The following is a 22,424-nucleotide window of genomic DNA, read 5'->3' on the forward strand; positions in this document are numbered from 1 at the left end:
TATCGATTTGCAACGAATGCACACTGCGTTCGCTTCTCGCGCTCTATGTAGAATAAATTTTCACATTAACCTTTGAAAATAAAGAATATTATTTATTTTCACTGTTTTGGCCTGTTATATGCTTTCTTGTGTTTACGGAATATCATTGTGTAAAAAATCGACGGGACAAAAATAAAATAAGTGATTTACAAAAACTTATAAGTTAGTTGAGGTTATATATGATTTGTGTGAATGAGTATGGCGAGCTATTGCAGTCTTATGAAGATAAACAGTGTCCAGTTGAAGGGTCTGTTTATGTGGAATATTTAGATGGTGAAAAGAAAGGCAACTACTACATAGAGCTTGAGCCGGAATCTCTTGTGAAGGTGTATCTGCACTAGTGTGTATCCGTTGAAAGCACCGGAATAAGCCAGAAAGGAGCACTGCATGCTCCTTTTTAGTTCCCGTTAAATCTTACTGACGCCCGTAAACGCGAATACCCGCCGACGAATTTTTTGATTCGCCAAACACTTCCAATTTCTTCACACAACGTTTGTAAGCAAATTTACGCCAATCGGTTGTCGCGTCTTCTTTGATGTTGCGATAGAAATTGATGGTTTTGGTTTCGTCGTTCTTGAAGGTCACTTTCACCTTGCGCACATAGGCGTCGCGGTCGGCTTTTAGTTTGATTGCGTTAACGCGACGGCACACCAACAACGGAATATCAGCACCGTGGCTCGCGTTTTCTAACAGGATAGTACGACCGAGTGTAATTCTTTCTTCAGCATGGGCGGTGTTTGATAGTGTCAGCATGCCCGTTAAAACGCACATCAGGGAAAGTAGCGTTTTCATTTTCATTCTTATGTATCTCTGTGAGTCGTTCAAAAATCGGCATATCGCCGAAAAGCGACGGAGTGTAGCGCCAGAAGAGAAAGAAACAACAAATTTGCGTCAATTCTTTTGGTGATATGTCAGGGTTTGAACGAAACAGGCCAGATTTTATCTGGCCTGCAGGGATTTCTTTTTTGGAGGGAGTGACACAAGTCGGGAATTATAGGAAGGCTTCTAACATGACTTCATCAACGTATTGTCCGTTGATTTTGGCGTGCTTGGTCAATGTGCCTGCCACGGTAAACCCTTGTTTCAAATACGCGCTCAACGCGACGTCGTTGTCAGCGCGTACTTGTGCGATCAGCTTTTCAAAACCGCGGGATTTTGCTATCTCTAATGTGGTCGCAAACAGGGCGGATGCAACGCCTCTTTGACGGCTGCTTTCCTCAACGTACGTTGAAACAATACCAACGTGATCCAGCGTGCGGGTGAAGCTGGCAAAAGGCTCTACGGTTTGGTAGCCCAGTGTGGTTTTGGTGGTTTGATCTTCTGCCACGAGGAACACGCCGTTGACCGGAAAATACTGAATAAAGAAGCTTTGGTCAGACACCGAAAACGTAGAATCTAGGATGGTGAACTGCCCACCTTCGATGATCGGGTTAATGATGTCAGTAATGCGTTGAGCGTCAGAAGGCAATGCGGTGCGAATGGTTGGGTTCATAGCGTAAATCATCGATAAACAGTCATATGGACGAAGCGTAGCGCACTCGTGTAGCGCGACGCCAGCGAATATTCTGCATCAAACGTGTTAATGCAGAAGGCGTTGTTTAGTGTGAATTAAATGTGGTCAAGGAATGTGCGAATGTCCTGCAATGCAGGGATGGCTGGCATCTCGATACGTGCTGAACTGCTGAAACACCAAGGGTAGGGCAGTTCACTTAATCCATGAAGAAAATGCGCTGTGTTTTGAAAATCCAAGGTGAACATGTGTTTGATTGTAATGGTCAGCTTCTTCACGCTTGAACCATCTTCAGATTGAAATTCCCAATCATAATGTCCGCAGCCTACTTTTAGATTTCCGCTTTCCTTTTCTGTCATGGCCACTAACCATTTACAGGTCAAGAGCGACCCATTTCGATCGATGGAATCTGACAGACAAAAGGTATAAATGTTCTCATACGTTTGATTGAACTGGGAGACCAAAACATCTGAAATTGCGTGCCTTCCCACGACCTCTGATGGGAATGAAATGCCGTCTGTGTTTACCTGCATGGAGAGGGTAGCCTGCTGGGTAAACACCTGCGAAAGCAGGTGCGGTTTGTTGTTATCTTTCGCTGCGATGTAGCGATTGATGGTCGATAATAACGGGGTAATATCGTTTTTCTGCATCGATTCACATTCCCCTAGATCTGTTGAGCGGTTAGCTATGCTTCAATAGGCTGGCCGAATTAGCCAAAGATGACGCGATTGAACAACCGTCTTTCCACTTCGGCATCTGCCACATCCATGGATGTGAACGTCACGATTTGTCCTGGCTGACGTTGGGACAGTTGGCCTGCACCTAAACTGCTCAAACAACCGATTTTGGGGTAGCCACCAATGGTTTGACGATCTTTCATCAACACGATAGGTTGCCCATCGTTAGGGATCTGAATCGCCCCGAACGCAATGCCTTCGGAAATGATGCCGTCTAAGCGGCTTTTGATGGGTGTGCCAGAGAGTCGATAGCCCATGCGATCGATATTCTGGCTCACTTCATAATTATTGGTGAAAAAGGTCATTTGTTCATCATGCGAAAACGAGGCATGTTGATACGCAGGCATCACGCCCAGTTCTAACGGTGCGTTGTAATCAGGAATGGTCCATTTTGGCGCGCGCTGAACAATGGGTTCTGCATGAGGCGTGAAGTGCAATACATCGCCCTTCTTCAAGGGATCGCCGTTACCCGATAGCCCGCCCAACTGCTCACGTTTTACCGTTGAAGCACTTCCCAGTTTCTCTTCTACTTGAAAACCACCCACAACCGCCAGGTAAGCGCGAAGTCCGTTGACAGGCGCACCAAACGCTAACGTATCGCCTTTTTTCAGTGCGTACGTACACCAAGGTTGAATCGGCTTATCGTTTAAACGCGCAGCCAGATCTGCCCCTGTGATCGCCACGCTGATGGCCGCATTCGCGACAAGCTGTAACTGACCAAAGGTGATTTCCAACTGGCTTGCATCAGGCGAGTTGCCCAGCAAACGGTTTGCCCAATAAAAGGCGTGCTCGTCCATTGGTCCGCCAGTGGTAATGCCGAGGTGTTGGAAACCTTGGCGACCACTGTCTTCTATCAGGGTCAGCATACCGGGGTTGATGACGTTAAAGCTCATTTGCCCTCCGAATCATTTAATACACCGCCTTGGGCGAGAAACTCTTGTTTATCGATAGGGCAAAACTTCACGCGATTCCCCACGTTGACTCTGGCAAGGTTGCGGCTTTCCCAATCCAACATGCTCAGTGGTGTGCGGCCGATGATTTGCCAGCCACCGGGTGTGCTGCTGGGGTAAATCGCGGTTTGATTATCTGCCAAACCTACACTGCCTGTTGGCACTTTAAGGCGCGGCGTGGATTTACGTGGCATGACAATGGCATCGTCTAAACTGCCAAGGTAAGCAAACCCTGGGCTAAAGCCGATGGCATACACCCGGTATTGTCGCTCGCTGTGCAGCTTGATGACTGTCTCTGCATCTAGCGTTGTTTTTTCACACACATCGGCCATGTCGAGCGCGACTTCTTCGCCGTAATACACGGGGATTTCAATCACGACGCTATCACTGTTGTCACTCAAACCTTCAGCATTGCTGGCGAGGGCATGTTTAATGCGTTTGATGATGTCGAAGCGGTCGGTTTGGTTTAAATCAAAACACACCAGCATCGAGTTATAAGACGGGACAATGTCAGTCACGACATCGTCCAATTCACGCCTGACTTGGAAGATGGCGCGATTGACGTTGGCCGCAATCGCTTCATCAATGGTGTCGCCAAAATACACAATCAGGGATTGTTCGCTGACTGCTTCAATCTTAAGCATGGGTACTCCGTTACAGCTTGTCTTTCTTGCGCCAGTGATGAAGGGCAGAGGCGACAGCGGTGGCATGAGGGCCATCGCCATGAATGCAGAGCGTGTCTGCTTTCACTGCCAGCGTTTTACCACTGAGCGTGGTGACCGTGCCGTTTTCTATGATTTGCTGAACTTGGCGAATGATGGCGTCGGCACTGCCGTGGACAGCCCCTTCGACCTTGCGATCAACCAAGTATCCCGCATCGTCATAAGCGCGATCAGAAAACGCTTCGTACATCAGCTCAATACCAATGTCTTCTGCCATGCCTTCGATGACACAACGGCTCGGAATCGCCATCACCACCAATGCTGAACCGGGTGCTGCTTCTTTCACCGCGAGCATCACGGTGCGTAACACATCCATGTCACGCATCATGGTGTTGTAAAGCGCGCCATGCGGTTTTACGTAATCGACATAGGTGCGTTGCAGGCGGCAAATGCCTTGCAATGCCCCGATTTGATACGCCAACCACGCGCGCAATTCTTCGGTCGTACAATCGAACTTTCTGCGACCAAATCCGAGTAAATCCGGGTAGCCAGGGTGCGCACCAATTGAGACGCCATGTTCGCGCGCCATCGTGACGGTTTGCTGCATGGTGACTGGGTCTGAGGCGTGAAAGCCACAGGCAATGCTCGCCATATCAATACACGGCATGACTGCTGCGTCATTGCCCATCACCCAAGCGCCGTAACTTTCACCCATATCGCAATTCAATTTCATCAATAACGCTCCGCTGTTATTTGGTCGCTGCTGCTATCGCTGACTCATGGTGGTTGGTAGGTACGTCACGATGTCAGGGAAGACGGTAATCAACACTAACCCTAAAAGGATCAGCATAAAAAACGGGAAGGCAGCCCGTGCGACATACAGTATGTTTTTGCCCGTGAGTGCCTGAATAACAAACAGATTAAAGCCAACAGGCGGTGTGATCTGTGACAGCTCAACCACAAGCACAATGAAAATACCAAACCACAGCAGATCGATGCCTGCTTGTTGCACCATGGGCATGACCACGGCAACCGTAAGTACGACTACGGAAATACCGTCAAGGAAGCACCCTAGCACCACGAACAAGATGGTGAGATACAACAACAGTTCCATCGGTGTGAGAGACATGGATGCAATCCATTCTGCCAGCTCGCGTGGAATGCCAAGGAAACCCATTGCCAGTGTTAGGAAGTGCGCGCCGACCAAGATAAAGCCAATCATGCAGGCGCTTTTTACTGCACCGAGCAAGCTGTCAATAAACCCTTGGAAGGTTAACGATCCTGTTAGCCACGCCAAGATCATGGCGCCAAACACACCCAATGCAGCGGCTTCGGTTGGTGTGGTTAGTCCGCCGTAAATCGAGCCCAATACAAAGGTGATCAAGCTGACGATCGGGATCAGCTTACGCAAGGCGGCGAAGCGTGTTGCCCATGAGGTTTCTTCCGCGTTGTGTGCAGGCAGTTCATCTTTATTGAGCAGTGCCCAGATGGTGGTGTAACCCACAAACAAGCCCATTAGCATCAGCCCTGGTAAGGCACCTGCAATGAACAAACGGCCAATTGATACTTCTGCGGCGACGCCGTACACAATCAAGATGATTGATGGGGGAATTAGCAGCCCCAAGGTGCCAGAACCTGCCAGTGTGCCGATCGCCATGCGTTCGCTGTAACCTTGCGCTTTTAGTTCAGGCAAAGTCATGCGGCCGATGGTGGCAGCGGTGGCGGCAGATGAGCCTGATACCGCAGCAAAGATGCCACAGCTCAAGACATTGACGTGCAAGAGCTTGCCGGGGAATCCGCTTAGCCAAGGAGACAGGCCTTTAAACAAATCTTCCGACAAGCGTGTTCTGAATAACAGTTCACCCATCCAAATAAACATAGGGAGTGCGGTGAGTGACCAACTGGTGCTGGCGCCCCAACTGGATGACGCAAATAACAATCCAATCTGTTCGTTGCCCGTGAGGTACAAACCAATCACACCAACGCCGATCAGGGAAAGGGAAACCCACATACCTGCGGCGAGAAACAGCAGCAAGCTGACGGCAAGAATGATGGAAATAAGAGATATGTCAGCCATTACGCGCGCTCCTGATCTTCTGAAAGGTCAATGTTCGCGTCTTCATCTTCACGCACTCGGTAATGCGGGGTAATGCCACGAAGGTTATCGATAAGGCTGTCCAACACCGCAAGGTTAAAGGCAATCATGCCAACCGCGAGTGGGACTTGTGGAATCCATAAAGGAATAGGGATGTAACCGTGCGTCACTTCCTCAAAATCATAGGATTCCCACACCATATAAGCGCAGTAATAGCTGGCGAAGCAAAGCAGCAAAAACGCGAGAAACAGCACCACGCTTTCGAGCGGACGTTGCCATGATTCAGGCAAACGCTGAATGGCGAGGTTTACGCGAATGTGTCCACCTTCGCGAAAGGTATACGCCAAGCCAAAGAACGTAGAGGCGGCAAGTGCGTAGCCTGAGAAATCCTCCGCAGAGGGAACAATAAAGCCGAAGAGTCGGCCGACGATTTGGGCGAGGATGATCAGCATGATCACCACGATAAAAAATCCGGATAAACCGCCCGACAGCAAATACAGGGCTCGTTTCATTTCAACCTTCCTAGTCTGGCGCTGCCTTGCGTGCTGCGAATGACAGCAAGCGATTGGCACAACAGCGCGGTGTCTCCCCATCACTTAACGTCCCTGCTTTGTTATGTTCGCGGTGAACACACCGCGCAGACACAAAGCCAATGATGGGGGCGAACGCTTTTTTCACGTTTCGTCATCGCGACGCACCTTGTTATATGTACCTAGCCAAGGTTGACGTTGAGTGCGAGCGATGTCGATTCAGTGATGGTTTACTTGGCGCTATACGCGCTCAATACAGGTGTCAGTGCGGCAGGGTTTTCTTGTTCCCACTCATTCGTCATGGTTTGACCAATGGCTTGCAGTTCACCCAGCAATTGCTCAGAAGGTTGAGACACCACGATGCCGTTATCAGCAAGGGTTTTGGTGTCTTTCGCTTCTTGTGCCGTCACTTCATTCCAACCACGTGCTTCTGCTTTTGCAGCTGCATCAAGGATGGCTTTTTGATCGTCTTTGTCGAGACGCTTAAATGCACGCTTGTTCACGACAACGAAGTTTTTCGGGATCCACGCTTTGATTTCGTTGTAGTGGCTTAGGTAATCCCATGCTTGACCGTTCGCGCCTGTTGACGGTGAGGTGATCATCGCATCGATAATGCCGGTGCTGAACGCTTGTGGAATGTCTGGCACTTGAACCGTCGTCGGCGTGGTGTTCATTAAATCGGCCAAACGCGATGTTGACGGGCTGTAAGCGCGCATCTTGGTGCCTTTAATGTCAGCCAGCGCGTTCACCGGCTTTTTGGTGTAAAGGCTTTGTGCAGGCCAAGGCACGGTGTAAAGCAGGATCATGCCTTCCTTGCTCAGTTGCTTTTCAATCTCAGGTTTTGCTGCTTCCCACAGTTTCTGAGCTTGGTTGTAGTCCGTGGCAAGGAAAGGGATGTTGTCGTGTTTAAAAATAGGGTGGGTGTTACCCATGATGCCAATGAACACTTCACCGAGTTGAACTTGCCCCGTACGCACAGCGCGTGGGATTTCAGGGTGCTTCATTAACGAGGCGCCAGAGTGCACGGTGATGTCGACCTCACCGCCCGTTGATTCTTTGATTTGTTCGGCAAAGCCATAGGCAATTTTGGTTGGCAGATTCGCGTCACCATATGGCGTCGGCATGTGCCATTGAGCAGCAATCGCAGAGGAGGCGGTCAATGCTGAGAATGACACGACCATGGCAGGTAGCAGGGTTTTCAACAACTTCATTGGAAGTCTCCTTTTCACATGTGTTCGTTAAAGAATTGAGAGTTGTTCAGTACTGATATCAGTCACGAGCATCTTCCCTGGCGCGTGAGTGATAGCAATGGGTGGGCGTGCATTTGCAATGGCTAATTGCGGCGTCACACCACACGCCCAAAATACGGGGATTTCATCGTCTTTAATGGTTACCGGGTCGCCAAAGTCGGGCGAAGAAATGTCGCTGATACCGATCATTTCTGGGTTGCCAAAATGAATCGGCGCTCCGTGAGATTTCGGTAAACGCGATGTGATTTGAATAGCGCGAATGGCATCGGCAGGCGTAAAGGGACGCATAGACACCACCAAGTTGCCGCTGAAATGTTGGCTAGGATTCGCGGGGATATTCGTTTGATACATAGAGACGTTGGACTGGCTTTCGATGTTACGAAGCGACAACCCAGCGCGCATTAACGCATCTTCAAATGAGAACGAACAGCCGAGCACAAACGTCACCATGTCAGGACGCCATAAGTCGCGAATGTTTTGTGTTTCTTTGGTGAATTCACCGTGTCGAAACACACGGTATTCGGGGACGTCAGAGCGAATATCAATGTCATCGCCCAGTGCATCGAGTAAAGGCTGGCCGGGAAGCGACACCGCAAGCAGTGGGCAAGCAATCGGGTTTTTTTGGCAGAACAGCAAGAAATCATCCGCCCAGTTTTTGGGTAAAATCACCACGTTGCCTTGTGCTAGGCCTGAAGCATAGCCGCTGGTGGCGTCCTGAAATTCGCCGCGGCGGATTTTCGTTCGTAGATTACGTGCTTCCGCCAATGCAGCATCACGCTGCATAAATGCGATAGGACGTTCCATGCCTGTTGGTAACGTGGTCGTCATCCTTAACCCTTTCAGTGATTGCGTTGTGTTAATTAAATGTTGCAGTTTGGTGTCATTCCGTCCAATTATAGTTTTTTACCTTTTGTCATAAAAAAAATTAATCGGTCCTTAAACACTGCGAAACATCTGGAATTCGTCACGAAATGGGCTGTTTTAAACGTGTTATTTGGGTATATGGCTGTGAAACCACTCGACTTGTCTCGACCTTGCGTATTCATTGCTCGTGGTTAATGCATAAAATTTCTAGGTAAAGTGTCCAAAGCATGGAACAACGCAGCCTCCGAAGGATGCCATTGACACAAAAAACACGAACAGGTCACGTTCGCTTTCACAGAATGTAGACCTTGGTCGCTGGAGGTATTTATGACGAGCGACGGCGCAAGAAAAAACCCATTTGGAGCAAAATCTCAGCAACGTCTTATCGTGTTGTTCGACGGCACATGGAATGACCCGCAAGATCAAACCAATGTCTATCGACTCGCCAAATGCATTAAACCCTTTGATGAGCACGGTGTACGTCAGCGTTTTTTCTACGATCCGGGAGTGGGAACGTCTGCCGCGACCCGTTTTCTTGGCGGCATATCGGGCTGGGGGTTAACCAAAAACCTCTTACAAGGCTATGAATGGCTCGCCAAGCATTGCCACTCCCAAGAAGAAATCTGGGTGTTTGGATTCAGTCGTGGTGCTTACACCGCCCGCAGCTTGGGTGGGATCATTCGCCTGTGTGGTTTGTTGAACATTGTCACACCTGATCTGTTAAAACGAGCAATGGCGCTCTACAGCAACCCATCGCTCACACGGGACTCTGAAGAGTGCGTGAACTTTCGACGCGATTTCAGTCGCGACGTTGATATTCACTTTATGGGCGTGTGGGACACGGTGGGCGCCCTGGGTGTGCCGGGTACGATTTTGTCGGAAAAAGGCGTGTTCAGCTGGCACGACACAACGCTCTCTGACAGCATTAAACATGCTTTTCATGCCATGGCGTTAGATGAACATCGAAGTGCTTACAACGCGGCACTGTGGACGTGTAATGCAAACACCGTGATGAGGCCGATTAAAGAGGTCGAACAGCGCTGGTTTATCGGCGCACATGCCAATGTGGGCGGTGGGTATCCTAATGACACCCTGCGGGAAATTCCCTTCGGTTGGATAGCTGAGAAAGCGATGGGACTCGGGCTTGATTTAGACGTGTCGCAGCATGTGTTCACGAAGGAACCTTGGCGCAAACAACCCCGCGATTCCTTTCATGAGTTTATTCGCGGTTTCTATGCCACCTTTCAGCGCTTTCGTGGCAAGGGGGATGAAAACGGACGTTTCTATCGTGCGTTCAATCTCGGTAGGGGGGATTTACCTGCTTTGAATGTCAGTATCGATCCAAGCGTGTGGCAGCGTTGGCATGAACATGATTATCGACCTCAAACGCTGATCAACGCTGAACAAACACCTCCTTAAACACACAGGCTTACTCAATCAAGGTGTGCTCTCCAACGTGACGAGCCGCGACTTGCGTGGCTAACTTCGCCGCTTCTTGTGCCGCGCCATTCAAGGGCGCGCGCATGAAAGATGCGGTGAATTCGAGTGGTGAAGGCGTCCAATTGCATTCCACAATCCTCAACCTACCTGATGCAATTTCAGGCGCTGCAATCGCCATGGGCAAGGTGGCAACGCCAAGCCCATCCGCTGTCATCCGTAAACAAGCCGATAAAGAACTGGACGTAAAGAAATGCACGCCAGACACATCGGCTTGCGCCACATGCTCTTTGATTTCGCAAAATGGCAGGGTATTGCGGGCGTATGTAATGATGGGCCAAGGAGCAAGATGTTCCAGAGATTCCACTGAATCTGGCAAGGCAATCGAAGGGCTCGCAACCCATGCAAGCGGGTAGCTGCACAAGGGTAAGTTGGTCACGGAAGGCTCCGAAACGGGTCCCATTAGAAACGCCAAATCCAAGGTTCTATCGAGCAAATCATGACGTAGGTTCGACGTCACATCGACAGTCACATCAATGTCTAAACTTGGGAATTTGTCATGCAAGCAGCGCAAGAACGCAGTCAGCCATGTATGCACGATGGATTCCGACACCCCTAATCGCAAGGTGCCACTCAATAGCGCATTGTTCTCTGCGCGGCGCTCAAACTGCTCTGCCGAAATCAACATCTTCTCAGCATAAGGCAAGAGCTCTCGCCCTTTCGCGGTCAATGAAATCGGTGACGCATCACGATCAAACAAGATCACGCCAAGTTCTTTCTCAAGCCCTGCAATGCGGGACGAAATTGCCGGTTGAGTGGTGAATTGTTGCTCGGCTGCTTTTCGAAAGCTGCGCAGTGTCGCGACCAAGACAAAAGTTTCGATACGTTTAAGGTTCATGACTCACTCAATGATGGCGTGTTATTGAAAAGATAGACGTTTCAATTGTTTTGGCACAGTGAGCATTAGAGTAAGGGAATAGACACAGCATGGGCGTGTGGGTTTTGAGAATGATGACGCTAAAGGGATCGCAAGATGAACTCAACCGGAAGAATGTGGAAATGGCGACGCGATCTTCGATTTTATCTGGGGTTATTTTAAGCCGTTATTTTATGCCATTTTGGCCTTCTTTGTTGTTATCCCGCTCATTGCTTTTGTTGGGTTGTTGTTTGCTGCATAAGCGATGGAACGCGACTTTTCCCTTCTCTCATTATTCTTTTGGTAACAAGAGAAGGGCAACGAACTGTCTTTCTTACTCCGTTTATTCTCCCGCCTTTGCAACGCCCAAACGAATCACCGAATCACAGCGTTTCTCGATCAGATTCTTATCATGGCTGACTAACAACACGGCGCAGTCTTGCTCTTTGGCGAGGGTGATTAAAATCTCTGTCACTTCCTTGGCAATGATCGGGTCGAGTCGAGATGTGGGTTCATCGGCGAACAAGAACACAGGGTCGAGCAGTAGCGCCCGAAGAATTGAAAAACGTTGTAGCTCGCCGCCTGATACTGAGGTACTTCGTCGTTCAAGCAGCTCAGGGGCAAGTTTGAGTTTTTCCATTAAAGGCGCAATTTTCTGCCTATCAATGTTATGAAGCACAATCAGATCGTCCAGTAACGTCCCAAGGGTAACGCTTGATGTGACGGCAGATGGCGGGTCTTGAAACAGTTTGAGCCATTGATAAGGGGTGATGTTTTCACCCAGCTTATTGATGCTGCCTTCTAAGGGAGGAAGCAGCCCAAGTAACGTGTCGCCTAATGTGCTTTTTCCGCAACCGCTGTCGCCAACCACGCCCATGACTTCGCCTGCATGAAGCGTGAAAGAAATGTCTTTCGCGAGAGAGTGCTGTTGGCGACCAATGCTTAAACCGCTGACGTTCAGCACGGGTTTGGTGGGTGCTTGTGGATACTCACTTTTACTCCAATGACGAGGGTCTGCGGCGATCAGTGCTTGTGTGTAGGGATGCTGCGGTTGTTCGAGCACTTGAGCCGCTGTGCCTTGCTCAACCACGGTGCCTTCTTTCATCACTATGATATCGCCACCAATTTGACGAGCGACATCGATATCGTGTGTGATTGTCAGCAAGCCGCCGCCTTGTGCACTTTTTATCAAAAGCTGAATGATGTCATCCCTGCGGCTAACATCGAGCCCTTTGGTGGGTTCATCCGCCAGGATCAAGGTTGCGCCGCCTGCTGTTGCAGCGGCCACGGCCAAACGTTGCGCCATGCCGCCAGAAAGCTGGCCGGGTCGCTTCAACGCACTGGATTTTAGCCCCAATTCATCCAAATCATTGATTGCACTATTAAACGCGGATTCAGGGCTTTGGTCGTGCACGCATTCATACACTTCGGCCACTTGTTGATAGCTTTGCATCAGCGGATCTAACGCACGCCAAGGTTCTTGAGGCAACATGATCATCTGTTTACCCCAAAGCGTTTTTAGAGCGGGAATATCATGGGATTTTCCCATGATTTCGACGCGACCGTGTTGCTGCAGAGTGGAAGGTAGCAAGCCGATGATCGCTTGCGCTAACAGGCTTTTTCCTGAGCCGGTTTGACCCAAAATGGTTAAGGGTTTGTCCTGAAAGAGCGATAACGAGAGTGGCTCAAGAAGCGATACATCCTCCGCGTTGATCGAGAGATCAGTCAATTGAATTAATGGGGTCATCGCCTGTTCCTGCTAAAAGATGAAAACCTAACACCAGCAATGCGACCACAACCAAAGGTTGCGCCAACACCCACGGTGCTTCGATATAGAACGGGAAAAGTTCGACACTCATTAACCCCAGTTCGGCGAGCGGTGGCTGAATGCCAACAGCGACGAAGCCGAGGGATGCCATCATGAGGATGGCGTTTGCTCCCCCAAAAGCAGCCATGGTTAATACCGACGGCAAAATGGCTGGCCAAATATGACGTTTGAATTGATACCACTTTCCAAACCCCATCATGGCGGAGAGTTGTCTTTCTGGACTGTTGATTTTGGTACGAGTAATGACGCGGGTGACGCGATAATACTCAACCCACTGAACCAATGAAATCGCCAAATAAAGCACAAGGAACGACCCCGGTGCGATGGCGGCAAGCAGCAGCACCATGACCAATCCAGGCAAGGCCAACAGGATGTTCACCAATACATCTAAGGCTTGTTCAACGCGACCTCCTGCCCATGCTGAGCACACCCCCAAGGCAACCCCCAACACGGATGACGTGATCACGCAGAGCAAACTTAGCGAGAAAGACAGTGCAATCGCACTTGCAAGGCGTGTTGCCATGTCTCGCCCGAAGTGATCGGTCCCGAGCCAGTGCGCACTGTCTGGAGGAAGTAAAGTCATGGCGAGATCTTGTTGTTCAATGGTGTAAGGCGATAGCCAGCTGACAGACAATGCGAAGCCAAACAGCACAAACAAAAGGGACAATCCACTATACTGGCGGGCCGTAAGATTCTTCATCATTACGCTTCTCTCCCTCTTGGATCGATCCAATAACACGCGACGTCGATAACGCTGTTCAGTAACACAAATAGCACCCCCATTGCGAGTGCGCAGCCTTGGATGACGGGAATGTCACGCGCAAAAATGGCGTGTGCTAAACCGTGCCCAACGCCCGGCCATGAAAACAGGGATTCGATCATCACGATGCCTTCAATCACGCTCACCAGTTGAATGCCGATAAACGCAATCACGGGCACTGCCATGTTTCGCACGCCATGGCGGAGAAAGGTTTGTAACTCAGACAACCCTTTGACACGGGAGAATTGATAGAACGGAGAACGCAGCACGTTGAGTGCGCTGGCATGCACAACACGGTTAGACACTGCGGCCAAGCTGATACCTAGCGTGAGGGCTGGCAGCACGATATGTTGCCAGGTACCAAATCCAGCCACGGGAAGCAGTTGCCATTCCATCGAAAAAACAAGGATCAATACCAAGCCCAACACAAAAACTGGCAGCGCTTTGGTGCTCGTTGAAAACCAAACAAGCGCGCTGTTAATCGCACCGCCTTTCTTTGCTGACCAAATCCCCAGGGGCACGGCAATCAGGGAAGACAGCAAAATCCCGAATACCGCCAGCAGTAGCGAATGGCCGAGCTGGTGGGCAACGGCTTCACTCACTGGCAAACCACTCACGAGTGAATTGCCAAGGTTGAATTGCATCAGCTCCATCAACCAACTGACATAACTGCTGAACCAGCCTTGGTCGAGGTTGAGTTCTTCGCGCACCAACTCGGCGGCGGCGGTATCCACGTTATCTTGCCCGTATCGGCTTGCCGCAATGCGGTAAGCCATATCACCGGGTAAGCTTCTCATCATGATAAACGTGAGGGTACCAACCCCCCACGCCACGAGAACCAATTGGAACAACCGCTTTTTAATCAGCGAAAGCATGTTTATTTAAAATCCATTTGGTTGATGAAGTAATTGCGCTCAAACGGGTCAAACGCGAAGCCTTGGACGCGACCGTTTACTGCCGTGTGTTGGCTATAACTGGAGATAGGCAGTACAGGGTAATCTTCGTGAATGGCTTTCGCGACGTGTTGGCTTAATACGGTGCTTCGCGCTGTGTCGCGGGTTTGCATGAGCTCAGCGACGGCAGCATCAACCTCTGCATTTTTCCAGTTCATGGTGCCCCAATCGCCACCGCCGTTAGAGAAATCGGTGCTGATGATCGGAAGAGGGTCTGCGATGAAGCCAAAGTTACGCGCAATCAGTGCCATTTCGAGCGAGCCGTCAGCGTGTCCTGCTGGGATCATGCTTGAGTTGGTGATATCGACAACCAAATCCACACCAAGCTCTGCCCACTGCGCCTGAATCGCAGTCGCTACGGTGGCGAGTTCAGGGCGATCGGCATAAGTGATTAAACGAATTTGGAAAGGTTTTCCATCACGGGTGAGTTTCCCACTTTCGTCGGCTTCCCAGCCCATTTCAGCGAATAGCGCTTTGGCTTCAGCTTGGTCAAATTCATCGTTCGGCAAGTCCGCCACATACCATTGAGACATAGAGCTTGGTAGCAACTGCGCGGTTTCAGAACCTTCAGCACTCAAGACATTTTTCGCAATCGCCGCACGGTTTATCGCCATGCTCAGGGCTTTACGAACGCGCACGTCATCAAGGAAAGGATGGCCACTGTTGAGTTTTACAAACAAGGTACGGGGGATCAGGTTACTGTGCACGTTAACGTCACTGGTGTCTGCCAACTGTGGGATCATGGCGGGGGCAAGCGTAAACACGATGTCAGCTTCGCCCGATTTTGCTTGAAGAATACGGCTTTCAGGACGGTGCCCTGTCAGGTAGGTCGCGAACGTGATGTTGGCTTTGTCGCCCCAATAGTCGCCAAACTTTTTCACCGTTAGTTTGTGGGGTGGTTCGAAGCTTTCCATTTGATATGGGCCTGTGCCATACAGTGTCGCAATCTCTCCCGTTTCGTTATAAGACGCCGGCGAAACAATGGCGGTCGAATAGTTGGTCAGAAGTGCAGGGAAGGCGACGTAAGGTTCGCTCAAGTGAAATTGGATTTGGTTATCGCCAACGGCTTTAATGCTTTCTACGGAGGCTTTTTTGAGCGTACCGTGCTTTTTTAACGCGTTGTTGAGGCTGCCCAATACCGCATCAACATTCATGGCTGTGCCATCGTGAAATACCACGTCATCTTTCAGTGTGAACGTCCAATCTACGCCATCATCGCTTACCTGCCATGCAGACGCTAAACCTGGCGTGATTTCGCCTTTCTCATTCACATTCAACAAGGTTTCGATAACCTGCATGCGAGTGAGAATGTAGCCTTGCTTGGACGGATCCAGGCTGGAGATTTCCCAAGGCCCACTGATGGATAATGTGTTTGATTTCTCGGGGGTTAATTGTGCTGGCTGTTGGGTTGAAAACCATACCGCAACACATGCAAGAATGAGGGCACCATAAACGAACACTCGAACGATTTTCTTCTTTTTCGCCACCGTGGCGTATGAAATTTCAGTCATAAAGATCCCTAACGTATTCCTTTAACGTCATAAAAATGAAGGTGTAATGATTAAATGGAGGGCGCTATGACAACGGTGGCGAGCGAGTGCGTGGACGGAAATTCGCGCTGAGGCGCGCTTCTACACTTTCAAAGGTTTTGTCATGTTCGGGATCCACGGTTGTTGATATCGAAACGGTCGCGTAAATCACGGCATGGTGAATGGAATCAAAAACCGAGCATTGGTGTGTTGTGTGAAAGTCTTCAGACGTGTCGGCTTCGTGGTGTAAGGAAGCGAAACTTAACCCTAGCGTTAAACAAAGGAGTAAGAATATAAACTGCGGCGATGCAGTAACACGATGAAAAAAAGACACAACATCAACGCCACGAGAACAAGAATTGTTATAATATAACAATTTGTGTTTCAACTTTAAACGATAATTGTTATCAACTTCGTTTTGTCTAATATTTTATACGCATTCAAAGAAATGAGGCGATTAAGGCGGAATACCCCCTGACCCAAACCGCGATTATTTCCGTGCGGTCTTAGGATTGAGTAACCCCTGTAAACTGAATTGGGTTAGCGTTAGCAATGCGCGTATGGCTTGCTGAGAAAGCGAGTTTGTTCAATGGATTGATAAGGATATCCAGATGTTTGGTGACACGCTTTCCGCTGCGTTTTGGTTTACGTTTCGGCACAAAATGGCGCTTTTACGCATTACCATTATCCCAATTTTGATTTCAATTTTACTGCAATTGGTCGCGATTGAATTGCAAAGCGAATCGTTTAGTTATTCAGTGTTATTCATTGAGGCAATTCTGAGCTCAATCATCGCGATAAACGTTCACCGTGTTGTGCTGGAAGGAGAAGAGTCGGTACCGAAGTGGGGGCGTTTCAAGATAGGCAAGATAGAGCTATGGTTTTTAGCACATTGTCTCAGTCTTTGGTTCGGGGTGTATGCGGTCTTCTTGTTAGCCCCCGTTATTGGTGCGCTTGTTGGTGTGCTTGCGATTATCGGGGGGATTCTTGCTTGCCGCCTCTGCCTCGTGTTTCCAGCCATTGCTCTCGGCAAAGCGGTATCGTTTCCTTATGCATGGAATCTGACAGCGCAGCGAACATTCTACATGCTCTGCGTCGTCGCAATAGCACCGCTGGTTTTTAGCTTCTTCTTAATCCCTCTGGGACTTCTCGGTGTTCCTGATGCGATCTTTACCTTTTTTAGTCATGTCATCACGGTACTTGCGGTTGTCACGCTGTCATTCGCTTATCAGAAGTTAAAGGAAGGGTCTAAGCCTGTGGACAAAGGTGCTGACCCATCATAGTCATTTAAACCCCGCCTTGTGTGGAGTATTGTTGGATTGGCTGTATTAAAATAAAAGGACTTTATGTTGGCTAGTTTAAAATTATTGCTTGTTAGTTTTTCGATATTGTTTTTTCTAAGTGGATGTAAGCTCATACCAGAGCCAGATCCAAGTGTGGAAATAAAAAGTCAAGGCGTGCTTGTCGCTTCGTTTAACTCACCTTTGTCTTTAGGCATAGAAATAGAAAGAGATGATGGTAAATCATACTTCCTTATAACGGGTCATGATGTAAGGAAGAGTAGAAACACTTGGCGGTGGGTTGAGCCAGGTAACTATAGAATAACAGCATTGCTTGTTCAAACCGTTATAACTCTAGATAGAGTTGAGCTTAGAAAGGATACATTTCTACCATTTGAAGTTAAGCTGGGTGGAATTACTGATCTTAATACGTTAGTCCCTTTAAGCTTAGGTGGTGGAACGTATTCACTTCTTTCTTTACCTAGAGAGAAAGATTTTACGCCTAATGTTGTTTTAGATAACTTAGATTTATTTAAAAATGCTCCTGAAGTATCGTGGACATCATCGAATAAACCTGTCGTAGTTGGAAAGATTGAGTATGGTTCGACAGGGCAAGGCTTGATTGCAGATCTCATCGTTGATCACGAGAAGGAATCGCAACAAACGAGAGCTACAGGTGTTTTTCGTGAAGGGAAAGGTCACTATGATACGCTCAAAAAATACCAGCACTACCTCCCTGTAACTGGCGCTATCGCTTCAGGAGAAGACGGTAAAGATTATATTGGAACCTATTTTGGTAAGATTAAGGTTTGGGGAGATAGAAAAAGTAACCCGTTGATTATTGATACTGGTTCAATACATGCCGTTGTTGCGTTAGATGTCTCTGATAATAACCATATTTATGCTGCATTAGATTCCGGCGCTATCATTGTGTCCTATGATGAGGGTAATTCATGGAATGAACTGTTTAGATTGAGCTCCGATGAAATTATCTTTTACATAAAAGAAATTAATTCGAAAATGTATATTGGCGCATGGAAGCCTGCGGCGGGTGAGGCTTTTGATAAATATAGGGCTAATGCTAGTGTAAAACCTAATGTTTCTTTGTTTGAATATGACAATCAGAAAATTAACACGTTAGTATCTGTGGACGCTAATGCTACCTATGCTGCGAGTTTTAATCCTACGATTATCAATAATAACAACGAAATTTACATTGCTTTCCCAGATGATAACTTTGTGAAAGTGGACATAAATAGTGGAGTTTCAACGCAGAGTAAACTGTTAGATGATCTGCATGGTATGGCATTACACAAAGACGGAAGTATGACGATGTGGCTGCGTGCTGGAATATTTTCTGATAGCTACAAAAGTACTGATCTAGGCACCACTTGGCAAGAAGTTGACATTCCACCAAACCCTCTTTATTTGGGGTATAACGCTTATGGGGATTTAATTCTCTGGAACCAGAGAGATTACCAAAAAATCAATCTTAATAAGTTCTTTAATGGTGAATGGCAGCTTGTATCTCAATCGCCTCAGGGCTGTGTAAGATTGCTCATGAATGACGATGGATTAAGAGCTTACTGTACGACAGCCAATGGTCTTGTTCGTGAGTTTTACAAAGGAGGCTGGGGGCGAGCTTTCTAATTTAAAAGTTAAGGGATGAGGAGGGATGACCTCCTCATTGCCAGCCTGTGACGTCATCACTTTGGTTTAATGTTTTCTCGACGATCACCTACCACTCTTCATGGGAGGAAGACCCATGACAGAATTAATCTTTTGGCTGTTTGCCCTCTTGCTTATCGCTGTGTTTGGTGTGCTTGCGGTTGTCACGCTGTCATTCGCGAATCAGAAGCTGACGGAGGAACCGAAGCATTTGGATAAAGAGGGAAGGAGAGGCCCCCATTCTCGATACCATTTGGTGGCGAGATACCTCGATCACTTTATGCCCCTATTCCTGAATAGGCAGAGAATAGTAAATGACCGACTCATCTGAATTGGGTTGGTATTCTCTTCCATATGTTTCAATGTCTGGCCCTTGAGTATGCGTGTAGGTCGCCCCCATCAACCACGTGGAATAAATGAAATTGACGGTGCTGTCTAATTGCGTTGGTTTACCACGATGTGAAAACTTGGCATATCGTGATGCTGCGATCGACACCGCGGTGAGTCCATCAGGAATATTTGTGAGTGACGAAACCTCCACTGCTGCGATGTATTCCAACAATTCAGTGTTTTCTGTTGTTGGTTGCACCACACCGTAAGCCACATAAGGATCGTTGCGGCATTGAATTTCTTTGATTCGTGGTAAAAATGCGTCCCACAGTGCTGGCAAGGTTTGGCTGATGTTATTTTTATCTGAGTCAGACCCATAAAACGTGGTTCTCAATCCGACGAGCATCATGGTTTTCTGTTCAATGATCTCTGGTTTCAATTTAACTTGCTGATTCAAGTGACGCAGGTAATCAGGTGTGAATTGAATCTTTTTCAACCACCTTTTTTTACCTTCTATCTGCCTATATTGGTTTGGCGTCACGCCGAAAAGTGACTTAAAGGCCCGAGTATAAGCTTCTTGAGATTCAAACCCTGCTTCTAGAGCAATATCCAATATGCGGTTGTCGTTAACCTCCAGTGAAAGCAGTGAGCACGATAACCGGCGATTTCGAATGTAGGTTTTTAACGTTTCACCGGTCAACGCCTTGAAGATACGTTGAAAATGCCACTGGCTTAACCCCGCTGTTTTCGCGACGTTATTTAACTGAATGTCGTTTCCAAGATTGGCTTCGATAAAATCGACGCCAATCTGAATTTTGTCCAAATAGGTCAATATGCTTACCCTTATTCTGGCAATTCAAAAAAGCCAGTCGCGGATACCAACTGCCCTTCATCATTGTATTCACCGATACTGATCCCCTCTCCGAGTATATGTCCTTCTCGGTCGCACATATTCCATTTCGCGAGGCATTTATTATGGTGTGACATGAAATACGTCGTAACAAAGTGACCACCATCGACTTGTTGATGGAAATCCAACATATACTGAAGCAAGTCGTCCCACGTCTCTGTTTGAATGAGCGGGTCGGTATACACCACATTCTCATTCATTGATTGACTAAACAGCGCAATTTTTTCTTCTCTTGATTCAGCCTTCCATGCACTTGCATAGGTTTCCCATGTTTTTTGCTTATCCATCTTTCACTTACCTTTCGATTAAAAATGGCAGTGTGACGAATGTTGAACAGTGAGTTTTGATATTTTGTGCGGTTTTCAAATTGAACCCGCCTAGTGTCTAAAAATCGCCAAGACCCCATTCGGTCCAACTACGCCCGCCATATTCTCGCCACAATTGATCACCACATTGCCAGCCTGTGACTTCATCACTTTGGTTTAATGTCCTTTCACACATCATCTGGTCATCAATTCGCAAGGAAGACTCATGACTGACTTAATCTTTGGGCTCTTTGCCCTCTTGCTACTCGCCGTGTTTGGCTTTGGGGCATTTGTGCTCATTAAAACCGGGTTAAACCGCCTAAACGTCAATATAGATTTACCCGAGTTACAGGCACGAAGTTCTCTGTTGTTGAAAGGCGTGCTGGCCCTAGTGCTGTGTTTGCTTGCGATCGTGCCGCTTTCTATGGTGCATGACATGGCGAATGAGCGAGAGTATTTGTACAAAGACGTGGTGAATGAAATCGGTGAGTCATGGGGGAGTGAGCAAACCTTGGCGGGGCCTGTGCTAGTGCTGCCTTACACCTATGTGGTGATTCAAGAAGTGGCTACGGGAGACGGCGAACTGAAAGAGGTGAGTGAGCGCCGAACACATCGCTATGATGAAGTCGTGATCTTGCCAAAAACGCTCGATCTTAAAGCGGGACTGACACACGACTTTCGCACCCGAGGTATTTATCAGTCGCTGGTTTATCAAAGCTCGATTGAGGGGAAAGCTGAGTTTGACTTTGTGTTACCCAATATTGCTAACCTAGAAACGTTTCATTTTGATTCCGCACGTTTGGTGTTTGGGTTATCGGCGAATAAAGCCATTGATGGCGTAGACATGTTTACGGTGACAGGGGAAGGGTTGCCCGCTGAAGTGAGCTTGATGTCAGGCACAGGGTTAGACACAGGTGCACTGAAACGCGGCTTTCATCGCCCAATGTCGTTGGCGCAAAAGCCTGTGCCGTTTACGTTAGATTTTAAAATCCGGTTACGCGGCTCTCAAGGCATTGGCTTCTTGCCATTGGGTGAGAGTTCGACAATCCAACTTCACACAGATTGGCCGCATCCAAGCTTTAGCGGCGCATTGCCAACGGCAAGACAAATTAATGAAGGTGGATTTTCTGCAGAGTGGGACATCAGCCATTTAAGTCGAAATTATCCTCAGATTTTTGTGGATTCTTCCAGCGTCAATCTTGAAGAAGCGAGCGCCTATACCCAGCTGTTTGAGCCAAACACCCACTACGGAAAAATTGAGCGCTCGGTGAAATACGGCCTATTGTTTGTGGCACTCACTTTCATCGTGTTGATGATGTTTGAACTCGGCATGAAGCAAGGGAATGCGCAAAGCTTGTCAGCACTGCAATACGCCATGGTAGGTGCAGCGATGACGCTGTTTTATTTGGTGTTGTTGGCGCTTTCTGAACATTTGAGCTTCACCATGGCATTCATGGCGGCGGCGAGTATTCCTTTGGTCAGTATCCCTGCGTATGTGGGCAGCGCAACAGGAAGTACGCGACGAGGGATCATCATGTTGTCGATGCTCACGGGGCTCTATGCACTCTTATACTCCATCCTCCGACTCGAAGACTACGCCTTGTTGATGGGCAGTGGTTTGCTGGTGGCGGTATTGTTGACCTTGATGTTTATGACGAGGAAAGGGAAGGGGGAAGAGCAAGGAGAGCAAGGAGAGCAGAAAGAACAGGTCCTAGTTCCTGGGAAGAGCGAGAGAGGGTAACGCAGAGGCGAGGATTGAGATTGCGAGAGGCTAGAAAGAGCAGATAAGAGATCGTGGCGAAGAAAAGGGCGGTGTGGTTGTTACTCTTGCCCCAACTCAGGGACCGCACCCACACTGATTCGCAATCTCG

At 48.4% G+C, this 22,424-nt stretch carries 23 protein-coding genes; 5 read left to right on the forward strand and 18 right to left on the reverse strand.

Features of this window, described 5'->3' with window-relative positions:
• Positions 1–218 precede the first annotated feature (218 nt).
• Positions 219–380 (forward strand): hypothetical protein, encoded by a 162-nt coding sequence (locus BCT27_RS25615; protein WP_198597512.1) that lies wholly within the window; start codon positions 219–221, stop codon positions 378–380.
• Between the two features lie 73 nt (positions 381–453).
• Here the strand turns inward: BCT27_RS25615 and BCT27_RS04945 are convergent, their stop codons facing one another.
• From BCT27_RS04945 to BCT27_RS04990, 11 genes are all read right to left on the reverse strand, one after another.
• Positions 454–831 carry a DUF2541 family protein gene (locus tag BCT27_RS04945; protein ID WP_422385956.1) on the reverse strand — a complete coding sequence of 126 codons (378 nt, stop codon included), beginning with the start codon at positions 829–831 and terminating at the stop codon, positions 454–456.
• 199 nt (positions 832–1,030) lie between these two features.
• A complete protein-coding gene (locus tag BCT27_RS04950) occupies positions 1,031–1,531 on the reverse strand; it encodes a GNAT family N-acetyltransferase (protein WP_102315917.1) in 501 nt (166 codons plus the stop codon).
• A gap of 116 nt (positions 1,532–1,647) precedes the next feature.
• A complete protein-coding gene (locus BCT27_RS04955) occupies positions 1,648–2,199 on the reverse strand; it encodes a nuclear transport factor 2 family protein (protein WP_102395208.1) in 552 nt (183 codons plus the stop codon).
• Positions 2,200–2,258: 59 nt separating this feature from the next.
• Positions 2,259–3,179 carry a 5-oxoprolinase subunit C family protein gene (locus BCT27_RS04960; protein ID WP_102395209.1) on the reverse strand — a complete coding sequence of 307 codons (921 nt, stop codon included), beginning with the start codon at positions 3,177–3,179 and terminating at the stop codon, positions 2,259–2,261.
• Positions 3,176–3,880, reverse strand: coding sequence for a 5-oxoprolinase subunit PxpB (gene pxpB / locus BCT27_RS04965; protein ID WP_102315920.1), 705 nt, complete (start codon positions 3,878–3,880; stop codon positions 3,176–3,178). Before pxpB ends, BCT27_RS04960 begins: the two co-directional genes overlap by 4 nt.
• A 10-nt stretch (positions 3,881–3,890) precedes the next feature.
• On the reverse strand, positions 3,891–4,631 hold the full coding sequence (locus BCT27_RS04970; protein WP_102395210.1) for a 5-oxoprolinase subunit PxpA: 741 nt from the start codon (positions 4,629–4,631) through the stop codon (positions 3,891–3,893).
• Positions 4,632–4,664: 33 nt separating this feature from the next.
• Positions 4,665–5,975 (reverse strand): TRAP transporter large permease, encoded by a 1,311-nt coding sequence (locus BCT27_RS04975; protein WP_017010297.1) that lies wholly within the window; start codon positions 5,973–5,975, stop codon positions 4,665–4,667.
• Positions 5,975–6,505 carry a TRAP transporter small permease gene (locus BCT27_RS04980; RefSeq protein WP_102315922.1) on the reverse strand — a complete coding sequence of 177 codons (531 nt, stop codon included), beginning with the start codon at positions 6,503–6,505 and terminating at the stop codon, positions 5,975–5,977. Before BCT27_RS04980 ends, BCT27_RS04975 begins: the two co-directional genes overlap by 1 nt.
• Before the next feature lie 10 nt (positions 6,506–6,515).
• Entirely contained in the window at positions 6,516–6,671 is a 156-nt protein-coding gene (locus BCT27_RS25620) for a hypothetical protein (RefSeq protein WP_198597513.1), read from the reverse strand.
• An 82-nt stretch (positions 6,672–6,753) separates the two neighbouring features.
• The gene (locus tag BCT27_RS04985; protein WP_102395211.1) at positions 6,754–7,734 is read right to left on the reverse strand and encodes a TRAP transporter substrate-binding protein; all 981 of its coding nucleotides are present in this window, start codon (positions 7,732–7,734) and stop codon (positions 6,754–6,756) included.
• A 27-nt stretch (positions 7,735–7,761) separates the two neighbouring features.
• Positions 7,762–8,577: a putative hydro-lyase gene (locus tag BCT27_RS04990; RefSeq protein ID WP_102316188.1), complete on the reverse strand. Its 816-nt coding sequence runs from the start codon at positions 8,575–8,577 to the stop codon at positions 7,762–7,764.
• 387 nt (positions 8,578–8,964) lie between these two features.
• On the opposite strand from BCT27_RS04990, the gene BCT27_RS04995 reads away from it, so the two are divergent.
• Positions 8,965–10,056 carry a DUF2235 domain-containing protein gene (locus BCT27_RS04995; RefSeq protein WP_102395212.1) on the forward strand — a complete coding sequence of 364 codons (1,092 nt, stop codon included), beginning with the start codon at positions 8,965–8,967 and terminating at the stop codon, positions 10,054–10,056.
• A gap of 10 nt (positions 10,057–10,066) precedes the next feature.
• Here BCT27_RS04995 and BCT27_RS05000 read toward each other — a convergent pair whose 3' ends face one another.
• The 5 genes from BCT27_RS05000 to BCT27_RS05020 form a co-directional block, all read right to left on the reverse strand.
• Positions 10,067–10,972, reverse strand: coding sequence for a LysR family transcriptional regulator (locus BCT27_RS05000; RefSeq protein WP_102315925.1), 906 nt, complete (start codon positions 10,970–10,972; stop codon positions 10,067–10,069).
• Between the two features lie 361 nt (positions 10,973–11,333).
• Positions 11,334–12,737, reverse strand: coding sequence for an ABC transporter ATP-binding protein (locus tag BCT27_RS05005; protein WP_102395213.1), 1,404 nt, complete (start codon positions 12,735–12,737; stop codon positions 11,334–11,336).
• Positions 12,712–13,521, reverse strand: a complete 810-nt coding sequence (locus BCT27_RS05010; RefSeq protein WP_102395214.1) for an ABC transporter permease — start codon at positions 13,519–13,521, stop codon at positions 12,712–12,714. The genes BCT27_RS05005 and BCT27_RS05010 overlap by 26 nt, the downstream gene beginning before the upstream one ends.
• The gene (locus BCT27_RS05015; RefSeq protein WP_102315928.1) at positions 13,521–14,453 is read right to left on the reverse strand and encodes an ABC transporter permease; all 933 of its coding nucleotides are present in this window, start codon (positions 14,451–14,453) and stop codon (positions 13,521–13,523) included. The genes BCT27_RS05010 and BCT27_RS05015 overlap by 1 nt, the downstream gene beginning before the upstream one ends.
• Before the next feature lie 2 nt (positions 14,454–14,455).
• Positions 14,456–16,042 (reverse strand): ABC transporter substrate-binding protein, encoded by a 1,587-nt coding sequence (locus BCT27_RS05020; protein WP_102315929.1) that lies wholly within the window; start codon positions 16,040–16,042, stop codon positions 14,456–14,458.
• 629 nt (positions 16,043–16,671) lie between these two features.
• Between BCT27_RS05020 and BCT27_RS05030 the strand changes: the two genes are divergently transcribed.
• Positions 16,672–17,343 carry a hypothetical protein gene (locus BCT27_RS05030; protein WP_102315931.1) on the forward strand — a complete coding sequence of 224 codons (672 nt, stop codon included), beginning with the start codon at positions 16,672–16,674 and terminating at the stop codon, positions 17,341–17,343.
• Between the two features lie 66 nt (positions 17,344–17,409).
• Positions 17,410–18,990 carry a beta propeller repeat protein gene (locus BCT27_RS05035; RefSeq protein ID WP_133153372.1) on the forward strand — a complete coding sequence of 527 codons (1,581 nt, stop codon included), beginning with the start codon at positions 17,410–17,412 and terminating at the stop codon, positions 18,988–18,990.
• A 304-nt stretch (positions 18,991–19,294) separates the two neighbouring features.
• Here the strand turns inward: BCT27_RS05035 and BCT27_RS05040 are convergent, their stop codons facing one another.
• Together BCT27_RS05040 and BCT27_RS05045 are read right to left on the reverse strand one after the other, a co-directional pair.
• Entirely contained in the window at positions 19,295–20,170 is an 876-nt protein-coding gene (locus tag BCT27_RS05040) for an AraC family transcriptional regulator (protein WP_102315933.1), read from the reverse strand.
• A gap of 11 nt (positions 20,171–20,181) precedes the next feature.
• On the reverse strand, positions 20,182–20,535 hold the full coding sequence (locus BCT27_RS05045; RefSeq protein ID WP_017012094.1) for a hypothetical protein: 354 nt from the start codon (positions 20,533–20,535) through the stop codon (positions 20,182–20,184).
• A 244-nt stretch (positions 20,536–20,779) separates the two neighbouring features.
• Here BCT27_RS05045 and creD point away from each other — a divergent pair, with 244 nt between their 5' ends.
• The gene (gene creD, locus BCT27_RS05050) at positions 20,780–22,294 is read left to right on the forward strand and encodes a cell envelope integrity protein CreD (protein ID WP_102315934.1); all 1,515 of its coding nucleotides are present in this window, start codon (positions 20,780–20,782) and stop codon (positions 22,292–22,294) included.
• Positions 22,295–22,424: the final 130 nt, after the last annotated feature.

The organism is Enterovibrio norvegicus (assembly GCF_002876705.1).
GTDB lineage: Bacteria > Pseudomonadota > Gammaproteobacteria > Enterobacterales > Vibrionaceae > Enterovibrio > Enterovibrio norvegicus_B.